General features: G+C 72.6%; 17 protein-coding genes. 6 read left to right on the forward strand and 11 right to left on the reverse strand.

The genetic code is table 11. The features are described 5' to 3' along the window. Window positions 1–27: 27 nt before the first annotated feature. Window positions 28–675 carry a C39 family peptidase gene (locus tag EFE23_RS04305; protein WP_123239561.1) on the forward strand — a complete coding sequence of 216 codons (648 nt, stop codon included), beginning with the start codon at window positions 28–30 and terminating at the stop codon, window positions 673–675. A gap of 54 nt (window positions 676–729) precedes the next feature. On the opposite strand, the gene EFE23_RS04310 is transcribed toward EFE23_RS04305, so the two are convergent. The 6 genes from EFE23_RS04310 to EFE23_RS04335 all read right to left on the reverse strand — a co-directional run bounded on the left by EFE23_RS04310 (window position 730) and on the right by EFE23_RS04335 (window position 7,081). After that, window positions 730–1,899, reverse strand: a complete 1,170-nt coding sequence (locus tag EFE23_RS04310; protein ID WP_123239562.1) for a M20/M25/M40 family metallo-hydrolase — start codon at window positions 1,897–1,899, stop codon at window positions 730–732. Beyond that, window positions 1,899–2,660: an amino acid ABC transporter ATP-binding protein gene (locus tag EFE23_RS04315; RefSeq protein WP_305034379.1), complete on the reverse strand. Its 762-nt coding sequence runs from the start codon at window positions 2,658–2,660 to the stop codon at window positions 1,899–1,901. Before EFE23_RS04315 ends, EFE23_RS04310 begins: the two co-directional genes overlap by 1 nt. Next, a complete protein-coding gene (locus EFE23_RS04320) occupies window positions 2,657–3,520 on the reverse strand; it encodes an amino acid ABC transporter permease (protein WP_123239563.1) in 864 nt (287 codons plus the stop codon). The genes EFE23_RS04315 and EFE23_RS04320 overlap by 4 nt, the downstream gene beginning before the upstream one ends. 113 nt (window positions 3,521–3,633) lie before the next feature. Continuing rightward, window positions 3,634–4,578: a transporter substrate-binding domain-containing protein gene (locus tag EFE23_RS04325; RefSeq protein WP_123239564.1), complete on the reverse strand. Its 945-nt coding sequence runs from the start codon at window positions 4,576–4,578 to the stop codon at window positions 3,634–3,636. Between the two features lie 96 nt (window positions 4,579–4,674). Further along, a complete protein-coding gene (locus EFE23_RS04330) occupies window positions 4,675–5,556 on the reverse strand; it encodes a MurR/RpiR family transcriptional regulator (protein WP_199736921.1) in 882 nt (293 codons plus the stop codon). Window positions 5,557–5,656: 100 nt separating this feature from the next. After that, window positions 5,657–7,081: a hypothetical protein gene (locus EFE23_RS04335; RefSeq protein WP_123239565.1), complete on the reverse strand. Its 1,425-nt coding sequence runs from the start codon at window positions 7,079–7,081 to the stop codon at window positions 5,657–5,659. A gap of 111 nt (window positions 7,082–7,192) precedes the next feature. On the opposite strand from EFE23_RS04335, the gene EFE23_RS04340 reads away from it, so the two are divergent. Next, complete coding sequence (locus EFE23_RS04340) at window positions 7,193–7,849, forward strand: HAD family hydrolase (protein ID WP_123239606.1); 657 nt, start codon at window positions 7,193–7,195, stop codon at window positions 7,847–7,849. Window positions 7,850–7,889: 40 nt separating this feature from the next. Here the strand turns inward: EFE23_RS04340 and EFE23_RS04345 are convergent, their stop codons facing one another. Continuing rightward, complete coding sequence (locus tag EFE23_RS04345; RefSeq protein ID WP_123239566.1) at window positions 7,890–9,134, reverse strand: cyanophycinase; 1,245 nt, start codon at window positions 9,132–9,134, stop codon at window positions 7,890–7,892. A gap of 110 nt (window positions 9,135–9,244) precedes the next feature. Beyond that, window positions 9,245–9,751 (reverse strand): Lrp/AsnC family transcriptional regulator, encoded by a 507-nt coding sequence (locus EFE23_RS04350; protein ID WP_123239567.1) that lies wholly within the window; start codon window positions 9,749–9,751, stop codon window positions 9,245–9,247. Between the two features lie 45 nt (window positions 9,752–9,796). On the opposite strand from EFE23_RS04350, the gene EFE23_RS04355 reads away from it, so the two are divergent. Next, complete coding sequence (locus EFE23_RS04355; RefSeq protein WP_123239607.1) at window positions 9,797–10,699, forward strand: SMP-30/gluconolactonase/LRE family protein; 903 nt, start codon at window positions 9,797–9,799, stop codon at window positions 10,697–10,699. On the opposite strand, the gene EFE23_RS04360 is transcribed toward EFE23_RS04355, so the two are convergent. Beyond that, window positions 10,700–10,885: a ferredoxin gene (locus tag EFE23_RS04360; RefSeq protein ID WP_123239568.1), complete on the reverse strand. Its 186-nt coding sequence runs from the start codon at window positions 10,883–10,885 to the stop codon at window positions 10,700–10,702. It abuts the gene before it with no gap. A gap of 70 nt (window positions 10,886–10,955) precedes the next feature. Next, window positions 10,956–12,158 (reverse strand): cytochrome P450, encoded by a 1,203-nt coding sequence (locus tag EFE23_RS04365; protein WP_123239569.1) that lies wholly within the window; start codon window positions 12,156–12,158, stop codon window positions 10,956–10,958. Between the two features lie 236 nt (window positions 12,159–12,394). Here EFE23_RS04365 and EFE23_RS04370 point away from each other — a divergent pair, with 236 nt between their 5' ends. Continuing rightward, window positions 12,395–13,192, forward strand: a complete 798-nt coding sequence (locus EFE23_RS04370; protein WP_255421121.1) for an AI-2E family transporter — start codon at window positions 12,395–12,397, stop codon at window positions 13,190–13,192. Between the two features lie 28 nt (window positions 13,193–13,220). Here the strand turns inward: EFE23_RS04370 and EFE23_RS04375 are convergent, their stop codons facing one another. Further along, complete coding sequence (locus EFE23_RS04375) at window positions 13,221–13,880, reverse strand: dienelactone hydrolase family protein (RefSeq protein ID WP_123239570.1); 660 nt, start codon at window positions 13,878–13,880, stop codon at window positions 13,221–13,223. Between the two features lie 133 nt (window positions 13,881–14,013). On the opposite strand from EFE23_RS04375, the gene EFE23_RS04380 reads away from it, so the two are divergent. Beyond that, complete coding sequence (locus tag EFE23_RS04380; RefSeq protein WP_123239571.1) at window positions 14,014–14,397, forward strand: MerR family transcriptional regulator; 384 nt, start codon at window positions 14,014–14,016, stop codon at window positions 14,395–14,397. Then, entirely contained in the window at window positions 14,367–14,714 is a 348-nt protein-coding gene (locus EFE23_RS04385; RefSeq protein WP_123239572.1) for a thioredoxin family protein, read from the forward strand. Before EFE23_RS04380 ends, EFE23_RS04385 begins: the two co-directional genes overlap by 31 nt. The last annotated feature ends 54 nt before the right edge of the window (window positions 14,715–14,768 follow it).

Raw genomic sequence — 14,768 nt, forward strand, 5'->3', positions numbered from 1 at the left:
GCAACAACCCCCGAATGGAGCTTCGACATGAACTCGGTCGTCCGGAAGAGCATGCTGTCCGTCGCCGGTCTCGTCATGTCCGGTGGCGTCGTCGCCGGCCCCGCCGTGGCCGCGTACGCCGCCCCCGCGCAGGCGAAGCCGGTGACCGCGAACAAGAGCGACAAGGGTGCCAAGGGCGAGCGGAGCGCCCGCTTCGACTATCAGGCCCAGCCGAACTTCTACTACTGCGGCCCGGCGTCCACCCGGATCGCCCTGTCCGCCGAGGGCAAGACGGTGAGCCAGGACGAGCTGGCCGCCAAGCTGGGCACGACCGAGAACGGCACCGACTCGGCGATCGACATCACCCGGGTGCTCAACGAGTACACCGGTGGCAAGTACAAGACCACCGAGATCCGGGACGACGTGGCCACCAAGGAGCAGGTCGAACGACTGCGGGCCGACGTGAAGACCGCGGTGGACGCCGGCCGCCCGGTCGTCGCCAACATCCTCGGCGGCGCGCTGGACATCGACGGTGTCGAGCACAGCTACCCCGGCCACTACCTGACCGTGGTGGAGTACAAGAACGACGGCAACACGGTGCTGATCGCCGACCCGGCCAGCCCGAACGAGCCGACGTACTGGATGGACGTGACCGAGCTGGCCAACTGGATCGCGGGCCGCGGTTACAGCTCCTGACCGAGCGGCACCAAGGGCCGGTCTCCCGCGAAGGGAGGCCGGCCCTTCCGCGTCTCAGGCCAGCTCGGCGTGGGCCACCTCGTCGATCAGGGCGGCGAGCAGCGCGACCCGGGGCACCACCGAGTCGAGGTCCAGCCATTCGCCCGGGCTGTGGTCGGCGCCGCCCACCGGACCGAGACCGTCCAGCACCGCCGTGCCCGCCTCGGCGAGCAGGTTCGCGTCGGCGCAGCCACCCGTGGCGGTGTGCGCCACCGGTACGCCGATGCCGGCACCCACCTTCGCCGCCAGCTCGGCGAGCCGTCGCCCGCCCGCGCCGGGTTCCCAGGGCGGGGTGGGCGCGTGCACGGCCAGGTCGGCGCGGACCCCGGAGACGGCCGGCTGGGCGACCAGCCGGCGAATCTCGGCGAGCGCGGCCTCGTACTCGCTGACCCGCCAGGCGCGCAGATCGACCAGCATCCGGGCCCGGTCGGCCACCACGTTGGGCCGGCCGCCGGCCTCCAGCACGCCGACGTTGATGGTCACCCCCGGCCAGCGGCCGTTGAGCTGGTCCAGCGCGACGGTCAGCCGGGCGGCGGCGAGCAGCGCGTTCGCCCCGCGTTCCGGCTCGATGCCGGCGTGCGCGGCCCGGCCGCGCAGGGTCACCTCCAGGTCGGCCACACCCTTGCGCGCCGACACCAGATCGCCGTTGTCGCGGGCGCATTCCAGGCAGAGCGCCACGTCGGCCTCCGCCCCGAGGGTACGCAGCAGCGGGCGGCTGCCGGGTGAGCCGATCTCCTCGTCCGGCGTGCAGACCAGCACCAGTTCGCCGTACCTGTGCCGGTCGAGCGCGGCGAGCACCTCGACGGCGGCGAGACCGGCGAGCACGCCGCCCTTGTCGTCGCTGACCCCCGGCCCGTACGCCCGGCCGTCCTGCACGCGGAACGGCCGGGCGGCGGCCGTGCCGGGCGGGAACACCGTGTCGAGGTGCCCGGCGAGCAGGATCCGGCGGGTGCCGGTGCCCCGTCGCCGGGCGACCAGCACGTCGCCGAGCGGGCGGGCGGCCGGGTCGGTGACGGGTTCCCGCTCGACCGCCATCCCGGCCGCCAGGCACCAGGCCTGCACCAGGTCGCCGGCGGCCCGCAGCCCGTCGACGTGCCCGGAGCCGGAGTCCACGGCGACGAGCGCGGCGAGCCGCTCGTGGTACGCGGCCAGCCGATCGCCGGCCGCCGCGAGCAACGGCCCCATCAGAGGACCTTGTCCAGGAAGGCGCGGGTCCGGTCGTGCCGGGGACGGCCGAGCACCTCGGCGGGCGGGCCGGCCTCGACGACCACTCCACCGTCGAGGAAGGCGACCTGGTCGGCGACCTCGCGGGCGAACCCCATCTCGTGGGTCACCACCACCATGGTCATCCCGTCGGCGGCGAGCCCTTTCATCACGTCGAGCACCTCGCCTACCAGCTCCGGGTCGAGCGCTGAGGTGGGCTCGTCGAAGAGCATCAGCTTGGGACGCATGGCCAGCGCGCGGGCGATGGCGACCCGCTGCTGCTGCCCGCCGGAGAGCTGGCTCGGGTAGTGGCCGGCCTTCTCCGCCAGGCCGACCCGGTCCAGCAGCCGCAGTGCCTGCTCACGGGCCTGGTCGCGCGGGGTGCCGAGGACCCGGACGGGGGCCTCGACGATGTTGCCGAGCGCGGTGAGGTGCGGAAAGAGGTTGAACCGCTGAAACACCATGCCGATGTCCCGGCGGCGCACCGCGACCTCGCGCGCCTTCAGTTCGTACAGTTTGTCGCCGTGCCGGCGGTAGCCGACCAGTTCGCCATCCACCCAGAGCTGGCCGCCGTCGATCCGCTCGAGGTGGTTGACGCAGCGCAGGAAGGTGGACTTGCCGGAACCGGAGGGGCCGAGCAGGCAGGCCACCTCGCCGGGCGCGACGCTGAGGTCGATGCCCTTGAGCACCTCGACCGGGCCGAACCGCTTGGTCACGCCCTCGGCGCGCACCATCGGGGTCATCGCACGCCTCCCCGGGCGAAACCGCGCCCGAACCGGCGCTCGATCAGCCACTGGCCCGCCGAGAGGAGGCTGACCAGTGCGAGGTACCAGATCGCCGCCACCAGCAGCAACGGGATCACCTTGTAGTTGTTCTGGTAGACGGTCTGCACCGCCGTCATCAGGTCCCGCCCGGCGATGATCGACACCAGTGCGGTGGACTTCAGCATGGTGATCGTCTCGTTCCCCATCGGCGGGATGATCACCCGCATCGCCTGGGGCAGCACCACCCGGCGCAGGGTCAGCGTCGGGCCCATGCCGAGCGCCGCGGCGGCCTCGGTCTGCCCGCCGTCCACCGCGAGGATGCCGCCCCGGATCACCTCGGCGGCGTACGCCATCTCGTTGAGCGACAGGGCGAGTACGGCGGCCACGGTGCCGGTGACCACCACGCTGGTCGGCTTGTCGAGAAGGATCGTGCCGGTGAACGGCACGGTCAGGGTGAGCCGGGGGAAGAGCGCCCCGAGGAAGCCGAAGAAGATGATCTGGACCAGCAGCGGGGTTCCCCGGAAGATCCAGATGAAGGTCCAGGAGACGCCGCGCAGCACCGGGTTCTCCGACAGCCGCATCACGGCGAGCAGGATGCCGCCGGCCGTGCCGAGCAGCATCGCCAGCAGGGTGAGCCAGAGCGTGGTGACCACGCCGTCGAGGACGTAGTCCTTGAACAGGTAGTGGGCGATCGTGGCGGGTTCAAGGTTGGGGCTGGCCAGCAGAGCCCGGAGGAACAGGGCGGCCAGCCCGACCACGACCAGCGCGGTCAGCCAGCGCCCGTAATGGCGTACCGGGACGACCCGGACGGCCGGGGTGTCGGGGGTGGTGGTGCTCATGTGGCGATGCCTCCTGCGGAGGTCGGAGATCGGCGGTCGCCGGGCGCCACTCCGGGCCCGCCCTCACGGATGTGGAGGGCGCCCGGCGACCGCGGTCCAGGGGTGGTCCGGGCTCAGTCGACGGCCTGGTCGATGGTGGCCTGCTTGACCGCGATCGGGGTCTGCTTCCACTGGCCGAGGATCTTGGCGTAGGTGCCGTCGTCGATCAGGGACTGCACGGCGCTCCGGTACGCCTCGGCCAGTTCCTTGTTGGCCTTGAGGAAGCCGAAGCCGTTCGGGCTGGCCAGCCAGCCGTTCGGGGCGGACGGGTCGTCGACCAGTTCGGCCTTGCCGGTGAGCGAGGCGGCGGTGTCGACCAGGTTGACCTTGGTGGCGGCGACCACGTCGACGTTGCCGGCGATCAGCGCCTGCACGGCCTGCGGGTTCTCCGGGTACTCCTTGACCTCGATCGGCTTGCCGGCGCAGCTGTCCTTGGCGTAGGTCGCCAGGTTCTTGGCCTGGTTGCTGGCCTTCTGCACGGCGACCTTGCGGCCACAGAGGTCGGCGACGGTCCGCACGCCGAGCGGGTTGCCGGTCCTGACCAGGAAGCCGGTGCCGGAGGCGGAGTAGTCGACGAAGGTGGCGACCTGCTGGCGCTCCTTCTTGTCGGTGATGCCGCCGGCGATGGCGTCGTACTTGCCGGCCTGGAGCCCGGGGACGAGGCCGTCGAACGGCTGCTGGGAGAAGGTGGCCTTGAGCCCGAGCCGGGCCGAGGCGGCCTGGAACAGGTCGTGGTCGAGGCCCTTGAACTCGTCGTTCTTGCCCTCGACCTTGAAGTCGATGAAGGGCTGGTAGGGGGCGTTGGTGGCGACGGTGAGGGTGCCCCGGCCACGGACGTCGGCGGGGACCTTCTTCGCCAGGTCGGTGTCGGTGGTGACCGCGCCGACCCCGTCGATGGTGACGGAGACGGGCTTGATCTCGTCACCGCCGGCGGCGGGGGCGGTGGAGCCGCCGCAGGCGGCGGTGGCGGCGAGCAGCGCCGTGGCCGCGCCGAGCAGGGCGAACTGACGGATGCGCATGGGGAGTCCTTCCGGGGGCCAGAACGAACCAGCCCCCGGACTGTAACTCACGTTACGATTTCGATGGGGTTACAGTTTTCTGTAACGCCGGGGTCGTCACCCGCCGAACGCCTGCTGGGCCGCCTCCATCGCCTTCAGCCGGGTGCCCGCCACCGGGCCGAGCCGGTCGATCAGTGCCGCCACCACCGTCTCGACCAGCGCCAACGCCGGCACGAAGCTGTCGTACGGCGACGGCGAGTCGACCCGTCCGGGGAGCACCACCTCGGCCAGACCGGCCACCGGAGAGAGCCACCGGTCGGTGAAGAGCACCACCTTGGCGCCCCGCGAGGTCACCTCCCGGGCCAGCGCCAGCGTCGGCTCCTCGTACCGCCGGAAGTCGAAGAGCGCGACCAGGTCCCGCTTGCCGACGTCGACCAGCATGTCGGTGCGCTCCACGGGGCTGGCCGGCAGCAGCCGGCTGTTGCCACGTACCTGCATCAGGTGCAGCACCAGGTAGTGGGCGAGCAGCCCGGAGAATCGGCCGCCGGCCGCGGTGACCCGTAGCTGCTGGTCGGCGAAGAGGCGTACGGCGGCATCCAGCTCGCCCTGCGGCAACTCGGCGAGGGTGCCGGCGACCGCCTCGGGCAACGTGTGCGCGGCCCGGGGCAGGGCACCCTCGGGCGGCGCGCCGCTGCGCTCGGTCGCCCGGTACGCGGTCAGCGGCGAGGTCTCCCGCTCGGCCAACTCCTCGCGCAGCGCCCGCTGGAACTCGGGGTAGCCACCGAAGCCGAGCCGGGACAGGAAGCGGAGCACCGTCGGGGCGCTCACCTCGGCCCGCTCGGCGAGGGCGGCGACGGTGCCCAGGCCGGCGGCCGGGTACGAGGCGAGCAGCGCCCGGGCCACCCGGCGCTCCGCCGGGCTGCACTCGCCGAGCCGCTGGCGGATCAGTGCCGCGACGCCCACGGCGGGCGGCTCGTCGACGAGATCGGGGTTCGACACCGGGCGAGCGTATCGGTCCGAGCCCGCGAGCCCGGGGACGGCGAGCCCGTGGGAGGGACGGTGGGGCCGTCCCTCCCACGGGCCCTGGGGGGTGCCGGATTCAGGACTTGGTGACCGTGCAGGTGTAGTCGGCGGCGCCGGAGCCGGCGTACGCCTCCAGGTCGAGGTAGTAGGTGGCTGACCCGGACGCGGTCAGGGTGACCGACTCGTCGGCGCCGGCACCGTCGTTCACCGAACGGGTGAGCGTGCTCCCGGTCGAGCTGAGTAGGTAGAGGTCGGCGTCGTACGCCGTCGGGATGGCGCAGTCGGCGGTGAGCGTCTCGCCGCTGTCCAGGGTGAGCGCGAAGTAGTCCCGGTCGGTGGTGCTCTTCATGTCCCCGGTCACCGTGGCCGGATAGGTCAGCCCGGCGATGTCGTTCGCCGCGCTGCGGGAGTCGTTCGGCTCGACCTCGACGTAGCCCGACCCCCCGGAGGGCGGCGGCGGGGTGGACGAGCAGTCGGTGATCGGGGTGCCGCTGTAGAGGCTGCCGTCCGGGACGCCGGCCCGGACACTGCGCAGGTAGTAGCCGCAGGTCGGCCGGTTGGCGAAGTCGTACGTCTGGCCGTTGGCGAGCTTCCAGATCTTGAAGTTGGTGTACGTCAGCGGCTGGCCGGAGACGGCCAGCTCGGGCTGGTGATCGCCGAGCACCACGTACGCGCTGGGCCCGCTCAGCGTGGCCAGCCCGGACCGGTCGAGGTAGAGCGAGGCGCCCTCCTCGACGCCGACGCCCCACGCCTTGCCGCCGGAGGCCAGCCCGTCCTTGACCGCCCGGGCCACGAAGGCCATGGTCCGCCCCATCCGATCCCGGGTGACGAAGTGCGAGTCGTTGATCGTGTTGGCGTAGTTGGGCCAGCGGAACATCCCGGTGGTGAAGGTCAGCGACCGGTCGTACGGGTCAGCCAGCGCTGTCCCGGAGGTGGCGCTGGCGGTGCAGGCGTCGTACACGATGTCGCTGTTGACGTGGTGCCCGGCGCTGCCGCCGCCCACGCCGCCACCCTTGGCCACCACGGACTCCACCGACGCCTCCAGCGCGGTGCCCTTCCAGGCCACGTAGTTGCACTGGTCGCCGCCGGCGAAGTAGACGAACTCGGCGTTGCGGATGTCGGTGTTGACCTGGCTGTCGTTGCCGTCCCGGGCGGCGGTCAGGGTGAGCGTGGTGCAGGAGTTGACCCCGGTCAGCGGGGTGATCACGTCGCACTCGGGGGTGCCGGTGCCGGATCCGGCGATCACCACCACGTCGATCGAGCCGGTGCCGCCGCGGATCGCGTCGATCGCCCGGGTCATGGTCGCGGTGACGATCCCCCCGGAGCCGTTCATCGTGTACGCCGGGCCGGACCAGCCGGCCCGGCTCACATCGGCCGAGTTGCCCTGGCGTACCCGGGTGACCTTGGCGTGTGCGGCGGTCACCCCGATCGGGGCGAGGGTGAGCAGGGTTACGACACCGGCCACCAGGGACAGTCGGCGGGGGTAGCGGGCAGGGGACATGGGCACCTCCGAGGGGCCACGAAGCGATGAAACAGAAGTTACATCCATTAAGTTCACTGCTCAATACGTAACTTCTGTTACAGCTTCATGTCGACCTCTACCATGTGGACCGTGCCACGCCCGCTGATCTTCGACCTCTTCCACACCCTCGTTCCCGGCAGCGACGCCGAGCGGGACCGGGTGGTCGGCGAGATGGCCCTGATGGTCGGGGTGGAGCCGTCGGCGCTTGTCGCCGCGTACCACGCCACCTGGCGGGACCGGATGACCGGCTGGGACGTCGCGGAGACGGTGCGGATCCTGGCCGGGCGGCTCGGCGGAACGCCCACCGAGGATCAGGTGGCCCGGGCGGCGGCCCACCGCCGCGAGCTGGCCGTCCGGTTGCTCGACCGGGTCCCGGAGACCACCCTCGCCGCCCTCGACGCGCTGCGCGCGCAGGGGCACCCGATCGGGCTGATCAGCAACGCCACCGCCGAGACCGCCGAGGCGTGGCCCGTCACCCGACTCGCCCGCCGGATCGACGTCGCGGTCTTCTCCTGCGACGTGCGGCTGGCGAAACCGGATCCGGCCATCTACCGACTCACCGCCGGACGGCTCGGCGTCGACCCGACCGACTGCGTCTTCGTCGGTGACGGCGCGGACGGCGAACTGGCCGGCGCGGCGGCGGTCGGCATGAGAGTGTTCCGCACCGCCGAACACAACGACAGCGACCCGGCCTGGACCGGCCGGCCGCTCGCCACCCTCGGCGAACTCGCCGCGCTGCTGCGGTGACGATCCGGGGCCCGGCCTCGACCGGACCCCGGGTCGCGCGTCACGCCTTGCGGATCCCGATCAGCACGCCCGTGAAGGACGACGCGTACGCGGCGAAGCCCCGCCCCCGGGTCAGCTCGGCCGCCCACTGCGGATCCTTCTCGTACGAGGTGCCGCCGACGGACGCGCAGCCCGCCTGAGCGGCCAGCCCTTCGGCGAGCCCCACCAGCGCGTAGTTGTAGAGCACGTCGTCGGACGGCGACACCGTGCACGGGCCGGCCGACGGCACCACCGGCGCCTTGCCGGCGGCGACGACCACCCGCCACCCGTCGGCCCGGTAGCTGTCCCCGGCGGTCAGCCGGCTCCACCGAACCCCCTCGATCCCCCACGGCTGCGCCCCGGTGACCCGGGCGGTACGCAGGTCGAGCACGTTCACCCCGCGCTGCCCGAGCACCCGCAGCCGCTGGTGCCGGCCGCCGACCCCGGTGACTTCCAGCGCGGTGTTCTCGTCCAGCCCGAAGACCCGCTGGTGGTGGGTGTCGGCGGCGAGACGGATCGAGCGGGCCTCCCGGCCCCGGCGGGAGAAGTGGGTGTCGAGCAGGCCAGCGGTGAAGAACCCGAAGCCGCCCCGCGGCAGGTAGCCGAGCACGTCCGGGTCGTCGAAGTAGCCGGGCTTCGCCCCGTCCCGCAGGCCGGGGTCGACCGAGCCGCCGGTGATCATGTCGCGGCCGGCCATGATCTGCGCGCCCGCGCTGGTGCCGGCGACCACGGCCCCCGCACGTAGCTTGCGCCGGAGGGCGGCGAGCGCCGCCGAGTCCCGCTGCGCGGCGCCCCGGGTCATCGCGGTGACGTACCGGTACTGATCGCCGCCGCCGAGGAAGAAGCCGGTCATCGACTCGATCTGCCGGACCACGGCCGGGTCGTCGGCGGCGATCGGGTGGTCCAGGTCGATCGGGATCCACTGGGCATCCGCCACGCCGTACCTCTTGAACAGGTCGGCGTAGTACGCGCCGTTGCAGACGCTGTTGTTGCAGTCCGGGGTGCCGGCGTCGGGGTCCTCGGCGGGCACCGGGGCGGCGGCGGTGAAGATGCCGATCCGAGCCTTTCCGGGGCCACCGGCGAGCCGGACGATGTCGCCGTAGATCTCGCGGTTGTCGTCGGCGAGCGCACCACCGACCAGCACCAGGCTGCCGCCGGTGCGGTGGGTGGCGGGTGTGGCCGAGGCCGATGCGGCGGCGACGGGCACGCTGAGCGCGACCGCCGTGCAGGCACCGACCCCGAGGGTCAGCAGGCGGTTCAAGGGCATGACTGCTCCTCACGGGACCGTGAGGGCGGGCCGAGCCGAAGCGTACGACACCGGCGTGGCCCGGACAACGGGAGCACGACCGTCCAGGCGGCGACGTGGCCGCCACGGGGTCAGGGGCTCGGGGGGTACGGGTCGAGCGGGCGCTCGAAGAAGCTCTCCAGCACCACCACGGTCTGCGTGCCGGTGACGCCCTCCACCTGGAACAGCCGGCGCAGGCTGGCCTGGAGTTGCTCCGGGGTGCCGACCCGGATCTTCACCAGCAGCGACGCCGGGCCGGCGATGACGTGCGCCTCCTCCACCTCGGGGAGCGCGGCCAGCGCCGCCTGGGTGGGCTCGTCGCCCATCCAGGCGTTCGCCTCGACCAGCACGAACGCCAGCACTCCCCGGCCCACCGCGGCCGGGTCGACGTCCACCGTGGTCCGCCGGATCACCCCCTGCTCGCGGAGCTTGCGGACCCGTTCGTGCACGGCCCCGGTGGAGAGCCCGACCGCCCCGGCCAGCGCGGCGTACGACTGGGTCGCGTCGCGCTGCAGCGCGGCCAGCACCTTCCGGTCCACCTCGTCCACCGGCGACCTCCGTTCGGGAAATATCCCCTGTACCGATTCTGGTTCGGTCATGTTAACTTGACGCCGAACATGAGTCACGGGGTGGAGGCGATACCGGTGGACCGGTTCAGAACTCATTTCGAGGTGCTCGACGAGCGTTTCCGCCGGGTCAACGGCGACGAGTGGACGGAGTGTCTCTGGACCGGCGGCCGCTGGCTGGAGGGACCGGCCTGGTTCCCCGCCGGTCGCCACCTCGTCTTCAGCGACATCCCCAACGACCGGCTGCTGCGCTGGGACGAGACCACCGGCGCGGTCGGGGTGTTCCGCCAGCCGGCCGGCTACGCCAACGGGCACACCGTCGACCGACGGGGGCGGCTGGTGAGCTGCGAGCAGGGCCGGCGGCGGGTCACCCGGACCGAGGCGGACGGCACCGACACGGTGCTGGCCGAGCGCTGGCGGGGCCGCCGGCTGAACAGCCCGAACGACGTGGTCGAACACTCCGACGGGTCGATCTGGTTCACCGACCCCAGCTACGGCATCGACAGCGACTACGAGGGGCACCGGGCGGAGAGCGAGATCGGCGGCAACCACGTCTACCGGGTCGACCCGCACGACGGCGTGGTGCACCGGGTCGCTGACGACTTCGGGCAGCCCAACGGGCTGGCCTTCAGCCCGGATGAGTCCCTGCTCTACGTGGTCGACACCCGGGCGAAGCACCTGCGCCGGTTCCAGGTGACCGAGGGCGGCACGCTGCGCGGCGGCGAGGTCTTCGCGACCTGCGACGCCGGCTCGTTCGACGGCGTACGCCTCGACGACGCGGGACGGGTCTGGGCGGCGGCGCACGACGGGCTGCACTGCTTCGACCCGGACGGCACCCTGCTGGGCAAGCTGCACCTGCCCGAGATCGTCGCGAACTTCACCTTCGGCGGGCCGCAGCGCAACCACCTCTACATCTGCGCCTCCAGCTCGCTCTACAGCCTCCGGGTGAACGTCAGCGGGGTCCGCTACCCCGGCTGGTGATCACTCCTCGGGAGCGACCCGCCGGCGCGTGTCCACGTCGGACACGATGACCGCCTCCATCGGGCAGGAGTCGGCCGCGTCGAGCACCGCCTCCGCCGCGGGGATCCGCTCCGTCAACGGCCGGGACAGTCCGTCGACCAGCACGAAATGGTCGGGTGCCACGCCCGCGCAGATGCCCGACCCGATGCACCGCGTCGACGTGCAGCCGCCACACCGCCTCCGTCTCGCTCACCCTCGCTCCTCCCTCCCCGGCCGGTCACCAGGCCACCGGCATCGCCACCAGACCCCGGACCAACAGGCCACGCTTCCAGGTCAGCTCCTCCTCGGGCACGTCCAGCCGGAGCCCCGGCGTCCGGTCGAGCAGGGTCTCCAACACCACCCGCAGCTCCATCCGGGCCAGTTGCGCGCCGACGCAGTGGTGCACGCCGTGCCCGAAGCCCAGGTGCGGGTTGGCCTCGCGGGTCAGGTCGAGCCGGTCGGCGTCGGGGAACACGCTCTCGTCCCGGTTGGCCGCCGGGATGGAGACCACCACCGGCTCCCCCGCCCGGACCAGCACCCCGCCGAGTTCGACGTCCTCGGTGGCGTACCGGGCGAAGGCCGAGGTCGCGCCCAGCGGGATGAACCGCATCAGCTCCTCGACCGCCGTCGGCACCAGCTCCGGCCGGTCCCGCAGCGTCGCCCACCCGCCCGGGGCGGTCAGCAGGACGTACAGCATGTTGGGGATCTGGGTCACGGTGGTCTCGTGGCCGGCGGCGAGCAGCCCGGCGGCGAGGGTGACCATCTCCTCCTCGGTGAGCCGGTCGGCGTGCTCGTCCCGGGCGCGGACCATGGCGCTGAGCAGGTCGTCGGCGGGCTCGACCCGCCGCCGCGCGACCAGCGCCGCCATGTACGCCAGCAGGTTGTCGAGGTAGTGCTGGATGACGCCCGGCTCCAGCGAGGTGGTCGAGACGATCGCCTCGGACCAGGTGTGGAACCTGTCCTGGTCGGACACCGGCACGCCGAGCAGGTCGCAGATCACCCGGATCGGCAGCGGCGTGGCGAGGTGCGCGACCAGGTCGGCGGGCGGCCCGGCGGCGACCATGGCGGCGACCAGCTCGTCCGCCACCGTCCGGGTACGTGGTCGCAGCTCCTCGACCCGGCGCGCGGTGAACGCCTTCGCCACCAGCCGCCGGACCCGGGTGTGCTCCGGCGGATCCATCGACAGGATGCCGGTCTGCTGCTGGCGGGGTGTGTTCCGCGGCTCATCCCGGCCGATCGCGGCGGCCCGGCTGAACCGCGGATCGCCGAGCACGGTACGCACGTCGGCGTGCCGGGTGGCCAGCCAGGCCGGTTCGCCGTACGGCAGTTGGACCCGGACCAGCGGCTGGTCCCGCAGGGCGGCGTAGCGCGGATCCAGGTCGAGGCGCTCGGGCGTGCTGAAGGGATAACGCGGGATGGTCGCCTGCGAGGTGTCGGTCACCGGTGGCTCACTCTCGTCCACCGCACCGCCGGGCGGTGCGTCGGCTCCGCACGACTCGACGCTGAGTCATGCCCCGACTGCGGATGGTAGCGAGAATGGTCGATGTCGGCCAGCGGTAGGGCCACCCGGACGCACCGCCCTCGGGCCATCCACAGTGGTACGGCCCGGGAGCGTCAAGCGGGTCAGCGGTTGCCGGTGTCGCCCTGCCCGGTCCGCTGCTGCGCCATGTCGACGCCCTGGTCGGCGTCGGCGTGCTGGTGTGGAACCTGACCGCCAGCCAGTTCGGCGAGCTGAGCCAGCAGCTCGACCAGGGACTGGACCGCGCCCGGGACTTCGTCACCGCCAACCTGCCGATCACCGACGCCCAGCTCGACAAGCTGGTCAAGCAGACCCGGGACGGGCTGAGCGGCAGCGCCCCCGACCCGGTCGGCGGTGCCCGTACCGCGGCCGAGGTGTTCGGCTCGATCCTGCTCGCCCTGGTCCTGCTCTTCTTCCTGCTCAAGGACGGCCGGTCGATGTGGCGCTGGGTGCTGCGCCGGATGACCGGCCCGAACCGGGAACTCACCGCGGCGGCGGGCCGGGCCGGCTGGCGGACGCTCGGCGCGTACAGCCGGGGCACGATGGTCGTCGCGGCGATCGACGCGATCGGCATCGGGCTCGCCCTGGTGCTGCTCCGCGTGCCGCTGGCCCTGCCGCTCGCGCTGATCACCTTCCTCGGCGGGTTCGTGCCGATCATCGGCGCGACGGTCGCCGGCACGATCGCCGTGCTGGTCGCGCTCGCCGCCAACGGTCCCACCACCGCCCTGCTCGTGCTGGCCGCGGTGATCGCCGTGCAGCAGATCGAGGGCAACCTGCTGGAGCCGCTGGTGATGAAGCGGCAGGTACAGCTGCACCCGGCGGTGATCCTGGTGGTGGTCACGGCCGGCACGCTGGTCGCCGGCATCGCGGGCGCGTTCGTCTCGGTCCCGATCGCGGCGGTCGCCTGGCGGATCCTGGACACCGTCCAACGGCACCGCGCGGCCGACTCGGCCTGAGGCGCCAGCCGGGGGCCCGGCCGGCGGGTCAGGCCGGATGCGGGGTACGCAGCCGGCTGGTGAACCAGCTTCCCGCCTGGTCGGCCACCTGCTCCAGGGTGCCGGGCTCCTCGAACAGGTGGGTGGCGCCGGGGACGATCCGCAGCTCGGCGACCTCGCCCAGCTCGGCCTGGGCCTGCTCGTTGAGCACGATGACCTGCTCGTCCAGACCGCCGACGAGCAGCAGCGTCGGGGCGCGTACCGCCGACAGGGAGCTGCCGGCCAGGTCCGGGCGGCCGCCGCGGGAGACCACCGCGCGGACCTGCTCCGGCCGGGCGGCGGCGGCGACCAGCGCGGCGGCCGCGCCCGTGCTGGCCCCGAAGAGCCCGATCGGCAGCCGTCCCAGGGTCGGGTCGGCGGCCATCCAGTCGACGATGGCGGCCAGCCGCTCGGCGAGCATGCCGATGTCGAAGCGCAGCTCGGCGGTGATCTCGTCCCGGGCGTCCTCGTCCGGGGTGAGCAGGTCGATCAGCACGGTGGCCAGCCCCCGGTCGTTGAACTGGTGCGCGACGGCCACGTTGCGCGGGCTGTGCCGCGAGCTGCCGCTGCCGTGCGCGAAGAGCACCACCCCGGTCGCCCCGGACGGCACGATCACGTCCGCGGCCAGTCCACCCTCCACCACCGGAACGGTCACCTCACGCGCGTCCATCCCACCCACCTCCCCGCCCCGCATACCCCCCTTCCACCCCACCTCACCTCCCTTCTGCTCCGTCGATCATGAAGTTGACTGCACAGAGAGCGCTCCCCCACACCGCTAACTTCATGATCGACCCGGGAGGGGCGTGGAGCTGGCGGAGCGGGCCGGTACGAGCACCCGGACGCTGCGGTACTACGAGACCCAGGGGCTGGTGCGGCCACGCCGGTCCGCGAACGGCTACCGGATCTACGACGAGGCCGAGTTGCGCGTCGTGCACGAGATCCGTGCCCTGCTGGCGGTGGGCTTCGGCCTGGACGACATCCGGCCGTTCGTGGCCTGCCTGCGGGCCGGGAGCAGCTCCGGCGACGTCTGCCCGGATTCCGTGGCGGTGCTGCGACGCAAGCTCGCCGAGGTGGACGACTACCTCGACCGGCTCGGCGGGGTCCGTCGACAGCTGCACGACCAGCTCGCCCGCGCGATCGCCCACCGGGAGGAAACATGCCTCAGGACACGCAAGAGAGCCGACTGACCGCGGTCACCGACGCAACCCTCGCGGCCACCGTGCTGGCCGCCGACCGGCCGGTGGTGGTGGACTTCTGGGCGGAGTGGTGCCCGCCCTGCCGGGTGGTTTCGAAGCACCTGGCCGGGTTGGCCGAGGAGTTCGGCGACCGGCTGAGCTTCGTCACCCTCAACACCGACGAGAACCCGGCGACCACCCGGGCGTACCAGGTGATGTCCGCGCCCACCATGCTGGTGTTCCGGGACGGGCAGGTGGTCGGCTCGATCGTGGGCTCCCGGCCCAGGGACCAGCTCCGGCTGAGCTTCGCCCGGCACCTGGACGGTTGAGCCGGCGCCGAGCGGGAACGCGCCGGGTGACCACGGACCCCGACGGATCGCGAG

It is taken from the genome of Micromonospora solifontis (assembly GCF_003725545.1).
GTDB lineage: Bacteria > Actinomycetota > Actinomycetes > Mycobacteriales > Micromonosporaceae > Micromonospora > Micromonospora solifontis.